We start from the raw sequence: 16,624 nt of genomic DNA, 5'->3' as shown, positions 1-16,624 counted from the left end.
AAACGCTTTCCCGACGGTAATCCCGGGCACGACAGCGCTTTTTGGGTGAACCGCGGGGTTGCTGGAGGGTTACGCCTCCAGCAACCCACGCGAGATCCCCGTGCCAGATTCCATCCGCGAGCCTCTGGAAGCCGATACGCAGGTTCACGCGCCCCCGCCCCCGGCGGGGCTGATGAAGCTCGTCGGCGCGGGGGTGGTCACCGGAGCGGCCGACGACGACCCCTCCGCGATCGGCACTTACGCGAGCGCGGGCGCGCGCTTCGGGCTGGGCTTCCTCTGGCTCGCGCCGGTCCTGCTGCCGATGATGTATGTCGTCACCTACCTGTCGGCGAAAATCGGGCAGGTCTACGGCAAGGGGCTGTTCGCCTGCATCCGCGACCGGTTCCCCCGCTGGGTCCTGTACCCGATGGTGACGCTGGCGTTCCTGGGCAACATCATCGAGGCCGCCGCCGATCTTGGCGGCATCGGCGCCGCGCTGAACCTGCTGGTGCCCATCCCGGTTCCCCTGATCGTGACGGGCGCTGCGGCCGTGATCTTCGCGGTCCAGTACTTCGGCTCCTACACGCTGATCCGCCGGGTGTTCCGCTGGCTTGCGCTGATCCTGTTCGCCTATGTCGCCGCCGCCGTCATGGCACGGCCCGACCCGGTGCAGGTGCTGCGCGCCACGTTCTTCCCCAAGATCGAGTTCAGCGCCGAGTTCATCGCGCTGGTGGTGGCCTGCATCGGCACCTCGCTCTCGGCCTATGTCTATACCTGGCAGTCGAACCAGGAGGTGGAGGAGCAGATCGCCATCGGCCGGCGACGGCTGTGGCAACGAAAGGGCGCGACCCGCCGCGAGATGAAGCGCACCAGCCGCGACGTGCTGGTCGGCATGGTCTTCTCGAACATCATCCTCTACTTCATCATCCTTTCCACCGGACTGACGCTGCATCCTGCGGGCCAGACCGAGATCGACAGCGCCGCGCAGGCTGCCGCCGCGCTTGAACCGCTGGCAGGCGAAGGTGCGAAGTATCTCTTCGCCGCAGGGGTGGTTGGGGTCGGCTTCCTGGCGGTGCCGATCATGACGACGGGCGCCGCCTACGACGTGGTGCAGGGCATCGGCCGCGAAGGCAGCCTGCACGACGAGCCAAGCCATAACCGCCTGTTCTACGCCATCATCGCCATAGTGACGGCGATGGCGGTGGCGATGAACTTCCTTGGCCTCAACCCGATGAAGATGCTGGTCTGGTCGGGCATCGTCCAGGGCTTCTCGGTGCCACCGCTCCTGCTGCTGATGATGCTGCTCACCAACAGTCGCTCGGTAGTGGGCGCAAGGACCAACGGGCGCTGGACCAACCTGCTCGGCTGGGCGACGACCTTGGTCACGTTCCTGTGCACGGTGACGCTCGTGGCGACCTGGTTCCTCTGACCGCTTGCGCTGCGGATCAGGGAAAGAGCGCCCCATACAGAGACGAGGCGGCCCGGCGGGGAGGCGTGCAGCCTATAGCAGGTGCCCGGTGCGATCGCGCTTCGTATCAAGATAGCGGGCGTTGTGCGGATTGGGCGGCAACCGGTGCGGCACGCGCTCCACCACGTCGACGCCAACGTCGCGCAGGGCCGCCACTTTGCCAGGGTTGTTCGTCATCAGCCGGATGCGCGAGACGCCCAGCAGTTCGAGCATCCGTGCCGCCACCGGGAAGTCGCGCGCCTCGCTGGGAAGACCGAGCCGGTTATTGGCATCGACCGTATCGAAGCCGAGGTCCTGAAGCGCATAGGCGCGCAGTTTGTTGACAAGGCCGATGCCGCGTCCCTCCTGCCGCAGGTAGAGCAGCACGCCCCAGCCCCCTGCCCGCGCTTCGTCCGCCATGGCGCGCAACGCCGCATCGAGCTGCGGGCCGCAATCGCATTTCAGGCTGCCGAGGATGTCGCCGGTCAGGCACTCGGAGTGCAAGCGCACGAGCGGGGGACGGCCGCCGTCCTGCGTGCCAATCACGAGGGCGACATGTTCGCGCATGTCGTCGAGCGCACGGAATGCCACGATCTCGGCGTTCTCGGTCGCCGCGACCGGCAAGTGCGCGCGGGAGGCGATGGTCAGGTGCCGTGTGTCCTTCCACTCGGCAAGGTCCGCGCTCGATACGTCCTGCGCCTCGGAGCCCAGTTCCATCCCGGTCCCGGCCCCGGATCTGCCATGGACTAGGAAGGCGGGGAGGATGCCGGCAAGCCGCGCCAGTTCCATCGCCGTCTGCGCGGCGGCGGGGTCGTCGATGTGCTCGGCCGCGAACGGACCTTTCATCGGATAGGCAAGGTCGAGCGCCGGATCGGCGACCGCGCGCGCCGTTTCAAGGTCGAAAGGCTCGGCTGCGCGGATCAGCACAGGAGCTTCGGGCACGGCGGCTTCGCGCTGGTTCGCCAGCTTGAGCGTCGCGGCACGGGCGGCCGAAATCAGCATCAGCGGTGCTGCGGCCTCGCCGCCCAGCCCTGTCTCGGCCGGAAGGAGCACGTCGCCGCCATCCACCCGGATCGACCAGCCGTGACGCAGCGCATCGAGAGCCAGCGCCACGCGCCGAGGCGCAGGCGCCCGGCTCAGAGTTCGAACTCCGTCACCAGCGGGATATGGTCGCTCGGCTGCTCCCAGCGGCGCGTCTCCTCGACGAAGTGGTGCCCGCGCGCCTGCGGGGCAAGCTCGGGCGAGGCCCACATGTGGTCGAGCCGCCGCCCCTGGTCCTTCTGGCGCCAGTAGCTGCGATAGGACCACCACGAGTAATTGCGTTCGGGCGCGGGGATGAAGCGGCGGCCCATGTCCTCCCACCCGTGCGCGTCCTGGAAGCGCTTCAGCGTCTCCACCTCGACGGGCGTGTGGCTGACCACCTTGAGCAGTGCCTTGTGATCGTAGACGTCGCATTCGAGCGGCGCGATGTTGAAGTCGCCCACGATCAGCGTGGGGCGATCGATCGCATCGGCCCAGCGGGTCATCCGCTCGAGGAAGTCCAGCTTCTGGCCGAACTTTGGATTCACCTCGCGATCGGCCACGTCGCCGCCCGCGGGGATGTATACGTTCTCCAGGATCATGCCCTGCCCCGGCCCCAGCAGTTCCACGCCGATGTGCCGCGCCTCGCCGTTGTCCTGCCAGTCATGCTTCGAGAAGTCACGGAAGGGCACTTTCGATACGGTGGCGACGCCGTGATAGCCCTTCTGCCCATGGATCGCACGGTGGGTGTAGCCCAGCCGCTCGAACATTTCGTGCGGGAACAGGTGCTCGGCGACCTTGATCTCCTGCAGGCACAGTACGTCGGGAGCCTGCTCGGTCAGCAGGCGTTCGACCTGGTCGATGCGCAAGCGAACGGAGTTGATGTTCCAGGTGGCGATCTTCATGGCGCGCAGCTTTAGGCATCGCTCAAGAGAATTGCCACCCCTCGCCAAGCGCGGGATGAGCGGGTCGGCAGACGGTAGAACCTTCCGTTTCCAGGGAAACCGCGCGACGTCTTGGATGGCCTGATTTGCCTCAGCCAGGATGGGACGAAAGCCGGCCATCCAAACAGAAAACCCTCGAGCCGGGGGCAGAGGCTCGAGGGTTCCTGTAAGCGTTCGTCACGCTAGTATCAGAGCGACCACTCAGGAGGCGCGGGCAACAGGGGGGAAAACCCGCCTCAAAGCCGCTCTGACAAACTCAATGTAGGCTTGATCGCCTTGCTGGCAAGTGAACGGCTGCTAGAAAACTGTAGCGGTTTGTCGCTAGGCAGGCACGCTGGTCGACGAATCGTTCCGATCCGTCGATAACCCCCTCAGCGGCGATTGCGGGGACGCGGATCGACCCACCGGAAATCGTTGTCGGTGACCGGAACGCCGTAGCGCTGGTTGGATAAGGCGATGGTGGTGCGCTTGTTCTGCGAATCGAGTGCGACCCAGTACGTCAGCTCGAGCCCGCCCGGAGCCGACGCCTTGCGCTGGAAGATCAGCGTGATGACGCCGTATTCGGGATGCGAGCGATCGCGCACCTCGATGCTGACGACGTTGGGGTTGCCGGTGCTCAGCACCTTGCCGTACTTGGCGACGTCCCGCTTGGGATCGAGCAGCGCGCCGAGAGGGCTGTTGCTGATCGGCCAGCGCTGCACCTGGCGCACGTCGTAATCGATAAGCGTCAGCGCCTTGCCGTCTCCGACGATGAGCATGTTGGCGCTCTTCTCGTACTGGAAGCGGATCCTGCCGGGGCGCTTGAGCGTCAGGGCACCCCGAACGGACTGGCCGGACCGGTCGGTCTGGACGAAGTCCGCCTTCAACGTGTCGATGGCGCGAAGCGCTTCCACGGCCTGCGACAAGTGCCGCGCATCCTCGGGGGAGGCGGCAAGCGCAGTGCTCGCAGGGACGAGGGCAGGAACGGAAAGCGCGGCCAAAGCGGCCGCGCCCACGCAGGATCGAAAGGTCTTTATGGTTCGGTTCATGGCTTTCCCGTTGGGCTCACAGCCTTGAACCGACCGTGAACCTTACTTGATCTTGGCTTCCTTGAACTCGACGTGCTTGCGCACGACGGGATCGTACTTCTTGAAGTTCATCTTTTCGGTCGTGTTCCGGGGATTCTTCTTCGTGACGTAGAAAAAGCCGGTGTCGGCGGTCGAGACCAGACGGATCTTGACGGTTGCGGGCTTCGCCATGGCGGTTTCCTGTACTCTCTAAGTTTCAGCCGCCCTGGCAGGCCGGCGTTTCGACAATACCACGAGGGCGACACCGAGGCGCCGCCCTTCAAGGTTGCGGCCCTTGCTGGATCGGGGCCGCAAAGTCAAGCCATCGACGCCGATTCAGGGCACCGGAAAGGGCGGGATCGGCTCAAGAACGCCGAATTCCTCGTGCGAGGGCTGTCCGGGCAGCGGCAGGAGGCGCAGTTCGGGCGCCGCGACGGCGGTATCGGGCAGCCGGTCGAGGAAGTCGCGAATCAGGGTGAGGCGACCGCGCTTCTGGTCGTTGAAGTCCACCAGCGTCCAGGGCGCGTGGGCGGTATGAGTGGCCTCCAGCATCGCCTCGCGCGCGCGGGTGTATTCGTCGTACTTCTCGCGCGCGGCGATATCGACGGGCGAGAGCTTCCAGCGCTTGAGCGGATCCTGCGCCCGTTCGGCCAAGCGCTCTTCCTGCTTCTCCTGGTCGCAGGAGAGCCAGTACTTGAAGAGCAGGATGCCATCGTCGACCAGCAGCTTCTCGAACACGGGCGCGTGGCGCAGGAAGGCGGCCACCTCGTCCTCGTCGGCATAGCCCATGACGCGCTCCACCCCGGCGCGGTTGTACCAGGAACGGTCGAACAGCACGATCTCGCCCCTGGCGGGGAGATGGGGAACGTAGCGTTGGAAGTACCACTGGCCCTGCTCGCGCTCGCTCGGCGCGGCCAGCGCCACGACATGGCACTGGCGCGGATTGAGCTGGCCCGACAGCGCCTTGATCGCGCCGCCTTTGCCGGCCGTGTCGCGCCCCTCGAACAGGACGACGATGCGCGCCCCGCTCGCCTGCGCCCAGCGCGACATGCCGACCAGCTCTTCCTCGAGCGGCTCCAGCAGCTTCTGGTAGTCCTTGCGGCCCAGCTTGTCCGAAGCGTTCCCCATGGCTCAGGCCGCCTGCGAGAGAAGCACGAGCGCCACGACGCCCGCGACGATGCGATACCACGCGAAAGGTGCGAAGCCCGACTTGCTGACGAAGGCCATGAACGCCTTGATAACGACAAGCGCCACCACGAACGAGACGAAGAAGCCGATGGCGATCTCGGTCCAGCCCACCGGGCCGGTGCCGGCCATCAGGGCTTCGTGATGCTTGACCAGTTCCAGCGTGGTGGCGCCCATCATCGTGGGTACGGCGAGAAAGAAGCTGAATTCGGCCGCCGTGCGCCGCTCGATCCCCATGAGCAGTGCGCCCATGATCGTCGCGCCCGAGCGGCTGACGCCCGGCACCATGGCAAGGCACTGCGCCAGCCCTACGCCCAGGCACTGGCGGGCGGGAAGTTCCGCCACGCCGGTGAGCGGTCCGGGGCGGGCCACCTTCTCGATCCCGAGGATCGCGATGCCGCCGATGATGAGCGCCCAGGCGACCACCGCGGGCTCACCCAGCAGGCCTTCGATCCAGTCGTTGAGCAGCAGGCCCAGGATCGCCGAGGGGATGAACGCCAGCAGCACGTTGCGCACGAAGCGGATGGACGTGGGATTGAGCTTCAGCAGGCCGGTGCCCACGGCGAGGAAGGTGCGCCAGAACTGCACGATCACGGCCAGGATGGCGCCAAGCTGGATGACGATGTTGAACGTCGCCCATATGCTGGAATCATAGCCGAACAGGCGCGTTGCAAGGATGAGATGGCCGGTCGAGGAGACCGGCAGGAACTCGGTGAGGCCCTCGACAATGCCGAGGAGGATCGCGGTGAATGTAAGGTCCATCACCGCGATGGTCATGCCGCATGGGGCGGGCAAGTCAACCGCGCACATGCCGCGCTGCGGTATTTTGCGCCTCCCCCCGTCCGGACCGCGCCGGAAGGGGAGAGGCGGCAGGGCTTACCAGATGCGCAGGCGGTCCTTCGGCGCGAGATAGAGCTTGTCGCCGGGCTTGACGTTGAACGCCTTGTACCACTCGTCGAAATTGCGAACGATGCCGTTGATGCGGTACTGCGGCGGCGCGTGGGGATCGGTGATCAGGAATTGGCGCGCCTGCTCCTCACGGACCTTGGACCGCCAGACCTGCGCCCAGCCCATGAAGAAGCGCTGGTCGCCGGTGAAGCCGTCGATCACGGGCGCTTCCTTGCCGTTCAGCGAGAGCTTGTAGGCGCGGTAGGCCAGGCTCAGGCCGCCCAGGTCGCCGATGTTCTCGCCCATGGTAAGGCGTCCGTTGACGCAAGTCTTGCCTTCATCGAACGGGCAGAGCGCATCGTACTGCGCGGCCAGCTTGTCCTGCATCTTCTCGAACGCGGCCTTGTCGGCCGGGGTCCACCAGTCGCGCAGGTTGCCGGTGCCGTCGGACTTGGCGCCCTGATCGTCGAAGCCGTGGCCCATCTCGTGGCCGATCACCGCGCCGATGCCGCCATAGTTCACCGCCGGGTCGGCCGAGAGGTTGAAGAACGGCGGCTGCAGGATCGCAGCGGGGAAGACAATCTCGTTGTAGGTCGGGTTGTAGTAGGCGTTCACCGTCTCGGGCAGCATTCCCCATTCGGCCCGGTCCACGGGTTGGCCGATGCGGGCCATCTGGAAATCGCCTTCCCACTTGCCCGCGGCGATCGCGTTGGCGAGCGGGTCAGTGGCCGAGAAGGTCAGGCCCTCATACGTCTTGAACGTGTCGGGCGCGCCGATCTTGGGCGTGAAGGCATTGAGCTTGGCTTCCGCCTCGACGCGGGTGGCCGGGCTCATCCAGGCCAGGTCCTTGAGGTTGGCCGCCATCGCCTTGCGCAGGTTGCCGACCAGATCGTTCATGGCGGCCTTCTGCTCGGGCCGGAAATACTTCTCGGCGTAGATCTTGCCCACGAGTTCGCCTGCCATGCCCTCGACCGCGGCGATGCCGCGCTTCCAACGGGCGCGCTGCTCGGGCTGTCCGCTCAGCGTGCGGCCATAGAAGTCGAAGGTCGCCTGGTCGATGTCGGACGGCAGGACAGGCGCGTTGGAGCGCAGGAAATGCGCCGCCAGATAGGCCTGCCAGGTGGCGAGAGGCGTGGTCTCGATCAGCTTGACGACGGCAGGCATGCCCGGGCCGAACTGTGCGGCCATCTTCGCGGGATCCAGACGAGCCGCCTTCTGCTCCTCGGCCGTCGGGGGCATCTCGGCGATGAGGACATAGCTTGCCTTCTGTGCGCCCAGCCCTTCGAGGAAGGCGCGCACCACGCCCGGCGAACCCAGCGCTTCGAACTCGGCCACCGGAACCTTGTTGTAGGTGAGGTCCGGGTTGCGCGCGGCGGCGCGGTCCCAGTCGGCACGGGCGATGCTGGTTTCGAGCGCGAGGACCGACTGCGCGGCGGCCTGCGGATCGGCGTAGCCGGCCTTGCCGAGCAGGAAGGCGAGGTAGGCCTTGTACTTGTCGCGCAGGGCCACCGAACGCTCGTCGGTTTTCAGGTAGTAATCGCGATCCGGCAGACCGAGGCCCGAGATGCCGAGGTTGAGGGCGTAGATGTCGCTCTGCTTGTCGTCGGCATTGACGTAGGCGCCGATCGGCGAGGCGAAGCCGGGCTGCCCGAAGAGCCGGGCGATGTCCGCCGGCGTCTTCGCGGCCATGATCCGGCCGAGATACGGCCGTGCGGGCGCGAGGCCGGCGGCGTTGATCGCGTCGGTGTCCATGAACGCCTTCCACGCGGCGGCGATGCGTGCGCCGTCGCTGCCCGGTGCCGGGTTGGAAGCGACAAGTTCATCCATGATGGCGTGGACGCGCTGCTCGGAAAGATCGTTCAGTTCGATGAACGAGCCCCAGCGGGTACGGTCCGCAGGCAGTTCCGCCGTCTTGTTCCACACGCCGTTGACGTAGGCGTCGAAATCGTCGCCCGGCTTCGCGGACTTGTCGACCCACTGCGTCTGCACGCCGAACTTGCCCCAGTCGGACGAGGGCGCGAGCGAGGGCGTGGCGGCGGCAGGAGCGGCGTCCTGCGCGAGCGCGGGAGCGGCGAAGCTCAGCGCGAGAAGGGAAACAGCGACGCTGGATGCAAGCGCCTTGCCGGTGAAGCGAGACATGTCCTGACCTTTTCGATTGGGGGACGACGAGATGGGGGCGGGAACGGACGTCCCCGCTATGGCGCGCAACATAATTGCAACATCAAGCAATGCCAGCCGAAAATGGCGCCGCACCGGATGCGAACGGCAGCGGCGATGTTGCCGGGAACCATATCCCGTGCCGGGAGGTCGCGCGGCTCAGGCCAGCGGCGTCGCCGAAGTGCCTTCGAACTGGAGCGAGGCGAGGCGCGCATAGAGCCCGCCTGCCCTGCTCAGACTATCGTGCGTGCCCTGCTCCACGATCCGGCCACCGTCCATCACGACGATGCGGTCCGCCTGGCGCACGGTGGCGAGGCGATGCGCGATGACCAGCGTCGTGCGGTGGGCCATGAGGCGGTCGAGCGCGTCCTGCACCAGCCGCTCGCTTTCGGCGTCGAGCGCGCTGGTCGCCTCGTCGAGCAGCAGGATCGGAGCATCGCGCAGCAGCGCCCGGGCGATCGCCATGCGCTGGCGCTGCCCGCCCGAAAGCCGCCCGCCGTCCTCGCCCAGGAATGTGTCGAGGCCCTGGGGAAGCGCCTGTAGGAAGCCTTCGGCATTGGCGGCGCGCGCCGCCTCCCAGATCGCCGCATCGTCGGCTTGCCAGTTCCCATAGCGCAAGTTGTCGCGCGCGGTGGCGGCGAACAGGACGCCTTCCTGCGGCACCAGCGCAATCCGGGCGCGAACCTGCGCGGGATCGGCCGAGGCGAGCGGCACCCCATCGATCTTGATGGCGCCACCCTGCGGATCGTAGAACCGCTCGGCAAGCTGGAAGAGCGTGGACTTGCCCGCGCCCGACGGGCCGACGATGGCCACTGTCTCGCCGGGCTCGATGCTCAGCGAGAAGTCGTGCAGCGCGGGAAGCTCGGGACGGGAGGGATAGCGGAAGGTGACCCGCTCGAAGGCGAGCTTGCCGCGCGGCGGCTCGGGCAGTTGCAGCGCACGGGGCGGCGCGGCGATGGAAGGCCGCTCGCCCAGCAGCTCGGCGAGGCGGCTGGCCGCGCCCGCCCCGCGCACGAGATCGCCGTAGACTTCGGTGAGCGAGCCGAACGCTCCCGCGACGATGCCCGCCGTGACGACGAAGGCCGCGATGGTGCCGCCGGTGATCGTCCCTTCCGCAACGCCGATGGCACCGCGCCACATGATGAGCGTGATCGCGCCGAAGATCAGGAACATGATGACCGCCGTCATGATCGCGCGGATCTTGATGCGCTGCCTGCCGGTGTTGAACGTACGCTCCACGGCGGCGGCGAAACGCTCGCGCTCGCGGGTTTCCTGGTTGAACGCCTGCACGACCTTGAGCGCGCCGAGCACTTCGGCGGTCAGCGCGCCGATGTCCGCCACCCGGTCCTGGCTGGATCGCGAGACCGCGCGCAGGCGGCGGCCGAACGCGGCGATGGGCAGGATCACCAGCGGTATCGCCACGATCAGTCCCGCCGTCAGCCCCGGCGCCAGCATGAAGAGGTAGATTACCCCGCCCACCGCCATGATCGCGTTGCGCAGCGCGACGGACACCGTCGTCCCCACGATCTGTTCGATGATCGCGGTGTCCGAAGTCATGCGCGAGGAGATTTCCTTGGGGCTGTTCTCCTCGAAAAAGGCGGGCGCCAGCGTCAGGAGGTGGCGCTGCACGGTGAGGCGGATGTCCGCCACCACGCGCTCGCCCAGCCAGGAAACGGAATAGAAGCGGATCGCGGTGGCGACGGCAAGGATCACCACCACGCCCATCAGCATCGCGAACCACCAGCCGATGGCCCGGGGGTCCGCGCCTTGCGCAAAGCCCTGGTCGATGATCTGGCGAAAGCCGAAGGGGATCGCCAGCGTGGAGACCGCCGTGGTGACCAGCGCCAGTCCAGCCGTCGCCATCCGGCCCGGGTACTTGAGCAGTTCGCGCCAGACCATGAACAGCGGGCCGAGATTCGCGCGCTCGCGCTCGCGCTTTCGCCTGCGACCCCCGCCGGCCGGAGGCACGCCCTCCTCGGCTGGAGAAATGCCTTGCGGCGCTGTCGATCTGCCCTGCGTCCCATCCATCCGCGCGCCCTTACAGCTTAGCGCGCGGGAGGAAAAGGGCCGCGCCGCGCCGCAAGGGTTGCGGAAGCAATTCGCGATGAAGCGGTCTGCGCTTGCGAAGGGGCCATGGCGAAAATCGTGATTGCCGCGTTGCACCATTTAGCCCTAATGCCCAGATGATGGGCTAAAAGCGGCCGTTCCCGCCGCGTCCGGCCAGGAGACTGACCTTGCTCTACAACCTCTATGAACTGCAGCGCACCATGCTCGGCGGTGCGGCCGCGTGGGCTTCGGTCAGCGCGGAAATGCTCAGCAATCCAGCTCTTCCCGTGGGCTACCTGGGTTTTGGCCCGGTCCTAGCCTCGGCACTGGAAGTCTTCGCCCACGCCGCCGCGCCGCGCGGCAAGCCCGCGTTCGACATCGAGACGGTGACCGTGGACGGCAAGGTGCACCCGGTAACCGAATCGATCGTGCTTCACCGCCCCTTCGGCAATCTCCTGCGCTTCAACCATCCGGGCCTTGCCGAGCACGCGCCAAAGCTGCTGATCGTCGCGCCGATGAGCGGCCACTATGCCACCCTGCTGCGCGGCACCGTGGCCCGCATGATCGAACGCTGCGAGGTCTACATCACCGATTGGGCGGACGCGAAGCTGGTGCCCACCAGCGCGGGCGAGTTCGACCTCGATGACTATATCGACTACGTGATCGGCTTCCTGGAGCACATCGGCCCGGGCACGCACATGCTGGCGGTGTGCCAGCCCTCGGTCCCCGCCTATGCTGCGACGGCGGTGATGGGTGCGCGCGAGCATCCCTGCCGCCCCGCGACTCTGACCATGATGGGCGGCCCCATCGACACGCGCGAGGCGCCCACCAGCGTCAACGACGTTGCCATCCAGCAGCCGCTCGCCTGGTTCGAGCACAACGTGATCGCCACGGTGCCGCTCGCCTACCCGGGCGCCGGCCGCAAGGTCTATCCCGGCTTCCTGCAGCTCACGGGCTTCATGGCGATGAACCTCAACGCGCACATGATGAGCCACTATGCGATGTTCAAGCATCTCGTCGAAGGCGACGGCGACAGCGCGGACGCCACCAAGGCCTTCTACGACGAGTATCGCTCGGTGTGCGACATGACCGCAGAGTTCTATCTCCAGACGGTGGAGCACGTGTTCCAGAAACACTCGCTGCCCAAGGGCGAATTCGTCCACCGGGGCGAAGTGATCGACCTTTCCGGCATCCGCGACACGGCGCTGCTGGCCATCGAGGGCGAGCGCGACGACATTTCCGGCATCGGCCAGACGCGTGCCGCGCTGCACCTTGCCAGCCACCTGCCGGACAGCCGCAAGAAGTACTTCCTTGCCGCCGAAGTGGGCCACTACGGCATCTTCAACGGCAGCAAGTGGCGCAAGCGCATCGCGCCGGTTCTGGAAGAATGGATATACACGCACAGCCGCAAGCCGGCGGAAGTTGCGGCCTGAAGCGCGTCGCGGTAACGGCGAAATGGTTTGCAAAAGGCAGAAGGGGACGGACGGTGCGGGCGGCAAGCCTGCCGCTCGTCCCCACGCTGTTCGTTCCCGCCTTCATTACGGCGGGGGCGTCGGCTTCGGTGCGGCCGCCTAACGCCATCGTGCGTCGAAACGCTCCGCCCCTGCGCCGATCCTGCGACGACTCGGTAGAACCCCGGGGCCGGTTGCGTTATATGGGCAACCATGGATCGGTCGCATAGCAGAAGAAAAGTGCTGAAGGGTGGTTTGGTCGCGGGCCTTGGCCTGGCACTGCCATCGCGCGCCTTTGCCGCAGAAGGCATCGGCGATGCAGCGGAAATGGCTGGCACCGTGGCGACCCCACCTCCGGCCTCGTCCAATGCAGCCCTCGCCGGATCGTACCCCGGCGCGATCGCCTCCGCTCCCGCCGCCGCCGATGGGCTCACCCCTTACCAGCGCCGCGTCCTCGACGTCGCCGCAAGGCAGGCGCAGCGCGTTCGCGGCCATCTTTGGCGCTCCGACATCGTGGGCGTGGTGGATTTCGCGCAGCCCTCCTCACAGCCGCGCCTGCACTTCGCCAACCTTGAGAATGGGACCATGCGCTCGTTCCTCGTCGCGCACGGGCGCGGCTCGGACCCGGCCCACAGCGGTTGGTTGCAGAGCTTTTCGAACGTGCCCGGTTCGGAAGCCACGTCGCGCGGAGCCTATCTCACGGCGGAATGGTATAAGGGCAAGTACGGCACCTCGATCCGCCTGCTCGGCCTCGACCACGACAACTCGATGGCGCTGCCGCGCGCCATCGTCATGCACCCGGCCTGGTACGTCGACCCGTCGATGGTGGAAAAATGGGGCAAGCTCGGCCGCAGCGAGGGCTGCTTCGCCATGAGCAACACCGACTTCAACGAGGCGCTCTGGCACCTTTCGGGCGGCCGCCTCCTCTTCGCGGATCGCATCGGCCAGGTCTGACGCGCGTCGGGTGAGCCCCGCTCACCGCTGCACTGAAGGCCCTGCGCACTGCCGCGCCAGAGCTCGGTTAGACACGCGCCCGTGCCAATGATACGGGACGGATCATGGAAACCAGCCTGAACGGCCTTCGCCGCGAAGCCCCCACCGACGCGCGCCAGGTGCGATCGCGCCATGCCCTGACTTCCGCGCTGCTCGCGCTGCTCGAGGAAAAGCCTTTCGACCAGCTCACCATCCGCGAGATCACCGCGCGCGCGGGCACCGGCTATGCCACCTTCTTCCGCCATTACCCCACAAAGGAGGCGCTGCTGGCCGATGTCGCCTCGGCCGAGATCGCAGACCTGCTCGAGCGCACGATCCCGATCCTCTACGAGGCCAACAGCTACGAATCCACGCTGGCGCTTTGCGTCCACGTGTCGGAGCACGCGATGCTGTGGTCCGCGCTGCTCACCGGCGGAGCGGCCGCTCTCGTGCGGGACGAGTTCATCCGGCAGGCGCGCGGCCTGATCGACGGCGCGGTTTCCCGCAACAGCTGGCTGCCTTCGGACCTTGGCGTAGTCCACGGCACCGGCTCCACTTTCGACATCCTGGCCTGGTGGCTCGCGCAGGACGGCGAGGCGCCCGCACCCACCCACTCGCCCGAGGAAGTTGCGACGATCCTGCACCGTCTGGTGATCGCCCCGCTCGTGGGCGACACGCTCGAGCGGCGGCCGGTCCAGGCGTGATGACGACGATCGTCGACCAGGCCCCGCTTCTCTCCGGCGAGATCGAGGAGGCGCAATGGCCCGAATTCGGCTGGGTGGACGATGTTCGCCCCGCCCTGGCTGCGGTGGTCTCCTCCGGCAGGCCGGCAGCCCTCGCGACGCTCTACAAGGTTGCGGGCAGCGCACCGCGCGGCCCCGGCGCGCAGATGCTGTTCGCGCAAGGGAAGCACGGGGGCATCGCCGCCACCGGCTATTTCTCGGGCGACTGCATCGAAGGCGACGTCGCCAACCACGCCGCGCAAGTGCTCGCCGACGGTAAGGCGCGCCGCCTCCACTACGGCGCGGGCAGCCCTTGGATCGACCTTCGCCTGCGTTGCGGCGGGGCGCTCCACGTCCTGCTCGAGCGCGTGGCGCCAGATGCGCCCGCCGTGACCGCGCTGCTGCGTCACTGGACACAGCGCCGCTCGTGCACCTGGGTCAGCGATGGCGACAAGCAGGCCGTCCCCGCGCCCGACACCCCGCCCCACACTGTGCTCGATACCGCGCCGCTGCTCGATCTTCGCGAGGAGCCCTTCCGGCTGGCGCGCCGCTACGATCCGCCGCGTCGCCTGATCGTGTCCGGCGGCGATCCGGGCGCGCTGGCGGTCGCCCGGCTGGGTGCCATGGCACGCTTCGAGACGATCCTCCTGCGCCCCGGCGGCCCGCACGAGCCGCCGCCATTCCCGGTCGCGCGCTACCTGCGCGAAGAACCGGCGCAGGCCCTCTCCCACCTGGGGGTGGACCGCTGGACCGCCTACCTCGGCGCAACGCACGAGGATCACCACGACCTTGGCGGATGCCTTGCCGCGCTGCGCGGCGGCGCGGGTTATGTCGGGATGATCGGCGCCAAATCCCGCGCGGGGCAGCGCCTTGCCGCGCTGGAGGCGGCCGGCGCGAGCGCACAGGAACTCGAACGTCTGCACCTTTCGCCCGGTATCGCGGGGCTCGGCAAGTCGCCGTGGGAAGTGGCGACCGGCATCCTCGCCGAGATCATGCAGGCGCTGAACCCCGCGCGCGAACGGGCCTGAGCGCCGGACGGTGAGAGAAGGGCCTTTCGTTTCCATCGTCCTTGCTGCCGGCCGCGCCACCCGGTTCGGCAGCGACAAGCTGCGGGCGGTTCTGGGCGGCGAGCCGCTGCTGTTCCACGCCATCCGCGCCGCCCGCGCCGCGCCAGTGGCCCGGGTGATCGTCGTCACCCGCCCCGGGCTTGCGGTGGGCGAATGGGACGGCGCGCCTCCTGTCGAGACGGTGTCGCTCGAAAGCGCCGCGCTGTCGGACACGCTGAAGGCGGGCATCGCCGCCGCCGGGGGAGCGAGCGGCGCGTTCGTTTTCCTCGGCGACATGCCCCGCGTGCCCCATGGCGTAGCCGCGCGGCTCGCGGCGTGCCTCGGCCCTGCCTATGCAGCGATGCCGTGCCATGGCGGGCGGCCCGGCCATCCGGTCCTGCTGTCCGCCTGCGCCTTCCAGGATATTGCCGGGCTGACCGGCGACGAGGGGGCGGGCAGGCTGCTGCGCCGCCGGGACGATGTCGTCCTCGACCCTTGCGCGGACCCGGCCATCCACTTCGACGTGGACCGTCCGGAGGATCTGCGACGCGCATGAACCTTGACACATAGAACCATATAGGTTATATGCTCCGGCATCCGCTCCCTGAGGTACACAGGGGCAAGCGGATCATCGGGTCGGCGCCGGGGGCATGAAAGCTCACCTGTGCCCGCACCGGAAGGGTTCACGAGTCGTCCTTCGAGGCGGCAGGGTCCAGGGCAAACGGCGCGGCTCCCGATAAGAGAGCGCTTCCCCCAGGACTTGTGGAGCCGGCACCTTATCGCGAGCCCGCGAGCCGGATCCGAGCCACTTTCGCTGAGGGTCGAGCTGGACTGTTCCTGTGCTTTCCAGCCGTTCGCAAGGCGCACACGCTTCGGCGACCCTCAACCGGGGCCGCCCCCGGACGCCGGCCCGATACCCATCAGGGGTACCAACGCCAAAGCGCTCTCCTCCCCGGCGTAAGGCCCGCACTCGCCAGCGGGCATAGACGCGTGCCTATCGTCCAGCTTCCGGGGCGCGTGTCCTGTGTGCAGCGCCCGGCGCGACGCGCGCCTCGTCACCTCCTGCGCCCTGTAGCGCAACGAGCGTCAGGCGCGGCCGGTCTCGTTCGAGAGCAGCGCCGGATCGATGCCTTCAGCCCGCCATGTCGCCGACCAGCGTCCTTCGGGCGGGGTCTGGAAAAGAACCTCGCGGTGGCCCTCGGCCGCGTACCAGCCGTGGTGGCGCATTTCGCTTTCCAGCTGGCCCGGCCCCCATCCCGCATAGCCAAGCGCCATGATCCAGTGCGTGGGGCCGCGCCCTTCGGCGATGGCGCGCAGCACATCCATCGAGGCGGAAAGCGCGCAGAGCGGCTCGACCGCGATGGTATCGGTGCCGCCCCAGTCCGTGGAGTGCAGGATGAAGCCCCGTCCCGGCTCCACCGGGCCGCCCACCATGACTTCCCGGTTGGGAGAGACGCCCGGATCCACGCCAAGCTCTTCCAGCACGTCGTGGAAGCGCACGCCCTGCCGGACATGGCCGATCCCGATCCCTAGCGCGCCGTTCTCGTCATGGACGCACATCACGTTGACGGAGCGTTCGAATCGGGGATCGAACATGCCGGGCATGGCGAGCAGGATCCGTCCCGAGAGGTACTGTTCGGCTGTCACGCTTCGCAATGTAGGCAAGCCGCGCGCGCTCGCAAGCGGGAACACGCCCGATATCGCAGAGGTTGTCCCTGCCC

The 16,624-nt window shown here is 67.5% G+C and carries 15 protein-coding genes; 6 read left to right on the top strand and 9 right to left on the bottom strand.

Translation table 11 applies throughout. From position 1 onward, the window contains the following. Nucleotides 1-100 precede the first annotated feature (100 nt). The gene (locus GR702_RS13010; RefSeq protein WP_337192604.1) at nucleotides 101-1,408 is read left to right on the top strand and encodes an Nramp family divalent metal transporter; all 1,308 of its coding nucleotides are present in this window, start codon (nucleotides 101-103) and stop codon (nucleotides 1,406-1,408) included. Between the two features lie 72 nt (nucleotides 1,409-1,480). Here GR702_RS13010 and ribA read toward each other — a convergent pair whose 3' ends face one another. From ribA to GR702_RS12970, 8 genes are all read right to left on the bottom strand, one after another. Next, the gene (gene ribA, locus GR702_RS13005; protein WP_337192603.1) at nucleotides 1,481-2,539 is read right to left on the bottom strand and encodes a GTP cyclohydrolase II; all 1,059 of its coding nucleotides are present in this window, start codon (nucleotides 2,537-2,539) and stop codon (nucleotides 1,481-1,483) included. 23 nt (nucleotides 2,540-2,562) lie between these two features. Continuing rightward, nucleotides 2,563-3,351 carry an exodeoxyribonuclease III gene (xth, locus tag GR702_RS13000; RefSeq protein WP_160986323.1) on the bottom strand — a complete coding sequence of 263 codons (789 nt, stop codon included), beginning with the start codon at nucleotides 3,349-3,351 and terminating at the stop codon, nucleotides 2,563-2,565. A gap of 410 nt (nucleotides 3,352-3,761) precedes the next feature. Next, complete coding sequence (locus GR702_RS12995) at nucleotides 3,762-4,418, bottom strand: LolA family protein (protein WP_160986322.1); 657 nt, start codon at nucleotides 4,416-4,418, stop codon at nucleotides 3,762-3,764. A 42-nt stretch (nucleotides 4,419-4,460) separates the two neighbouring features. Next, on the bottom strand, nucleotides 4,461-4,628 hold the full coding sequence (rpmG, locus tag GR702_RS12990) for a 50S ribosomal protein L33 (RefSeq protein WP_160986321.1): 168 nt from the start codon (nucleotides 4,626-4,628) through the stop codon (nucleotides 4,461-4,463). 144 nt (nucleotides 4,629-4,772) lie between these two features. After that, nucleotides 4,773-5,564: a polyphosphate kinase 2 gene (gene ppk2, locus GR702_RS12985; RefSeq protein WP_160986320.1), complete on the bottom strand. Its 792-nt coding sequence runs from the start codon at nucleotides 5,562-5,564 to the stop codon at nucleotides 4,773-4,775. Between the two features lie 3 nt (nucleotides 5,565-5,567). Further along, nucleotides 5,568-6,383, bottom strand: coding sequence for an undecaprenyl-diphosphate phosphatase (locus GR702_RS12980; RefSeq protein WP_160986409.1), 816 nt, complete (start codon nucleotides 6,381-6,383; stop codon nucleotides 5,568-5,570). A 114-nt stretch (nucleotides 6,384-6,497) separates the two neighbouring features. Beyond that, entirely contained in the window at nucleotides 6,498-8,648 is a 2,151-nt protein-coding gene (locus GR702_RS12975; protein ID WP_160986319.1) for a M13 family metallopeptidase, read from the bottom strand. Nucleotides 8,649-8,825: 177 nt separating this feature from the next. Continuing rightward, nucleotides 8,826-10,694, bottom strand: coding sequence for an ABC transporter transmembrane domain-containing protein (locus GR702_RS12970; RefSeq protein ID WP_272916675.1), 1,869 nt, complete (start codon nucleotides 10,692-10,694; stop codon nucleotides 8,826-8,828). A 206-nt stretch (nucleotides 10,695-10,900) separates the two neighbouring features. On the opposite strand from GR702_RS12970, the gene GR702_RS12965 reads away from it, so the two are divergent. From GR702_RS12965 to GR702_RS12945, 5 genes are all read left to right on the top strand, one after another. Further along, the gene (locus tag GR702_RS12965) at nucleotides 10,901-12,145 is read left to right on the top strand and encodes a polyhydroxyalkanoate depolymerase (RefSeq protein ID WP_202408247.1); all 1,245 of its coding nucleotides are present in this window, start codon (nucleotides 10,901-10,903) and stop codon (nucleotides 12,143-12,145) included. A gap of 258 nt (nucleotides 12,146-12,403) precedes the next feature. After that, nucleotides 12,404-13,117, top strand: coding sequence for a murein L,D-transpeptidase catalytic domain-containing protein (locus GR702_RS12960; RefSeq protein ID WP_419880301.1), 714 nt, complete (start codon nucleotides 12,404-12,406; stop codon nucleotides 13,115-13,117). 104 nt (nucleotides 13,118-13,221) lie between these two features. Continuing rightward, entirely contained in the window at nucleotides 13,222-13,839 is a 618-nt protein-coding gene (locus GR702_RS12955) for a TetR/AcrR family transcriptional regulator (RefSeq protein ID WP_160986318.1), read from the top strand. Further along, nucleotides 13,839-14,885 (top strand): XdhC family protein, encoded by a 1,047-nt coding sequence (locus GR702_RS12950; protein ID WP_160986317.1) that lies wholly within the window; start codon nucleotides 13,839-13,841, stop codon nucleotides 14,883-14,885. Before GR702_RS12955 ends, GR702_RS12950 begins: the two co-directional genes overlap by 1 nt. A gap of 10 nt (nucleotides 14,886-14,895) precedes the next feature. Beyond that, complete coding sequence (locus GR702_RS12945; RefSeq protein ID WP_160986316.1) at nucleotides 14,896-15,459, top strand: NTP transferase domain-containing protein; 564 nt, start codon at nucleotides 14,896-14,898, stop codon at nucleotides 15,457-15,459. A 530-nt stretch (nucleotides 15,460-15,989) separates the two neighbouring features. Here the strand turns inward: GR702_RS12945 and GR702_RS12940 are convergent. Continuing rightward, nucleotides 15,990-16,550 carry a YqgE/AlgH family protein gene (locus tag GR702_RS12940; RefSeq protein WP_160986315.1) on the bottom strand — a complete coding sequence of 187 codons (561 nt, stop codon included), beginning with the start codon at nucleotides 16,548-16,550 and terminating at the stop codon, nucleotides 15,990-15,992. Nucleotides 16,551-16,624: the final 74 nt, after the last annotated feature.

Source organism: Novosphingobium silvae, assembly GCF_009856825.1.
Lineage (GTDB): Bacteria > Pseudomonadota > Alphaproteobacteria > Sphingomonadales > Sphingomonadaceae > Novosphingobium > Novosphingobium silvae.
The sequence above is the reverse complement of the archived record's forward strand: the minus strand, read 5'-3'. Positions and strand labels throughout refer to the sequence as shown.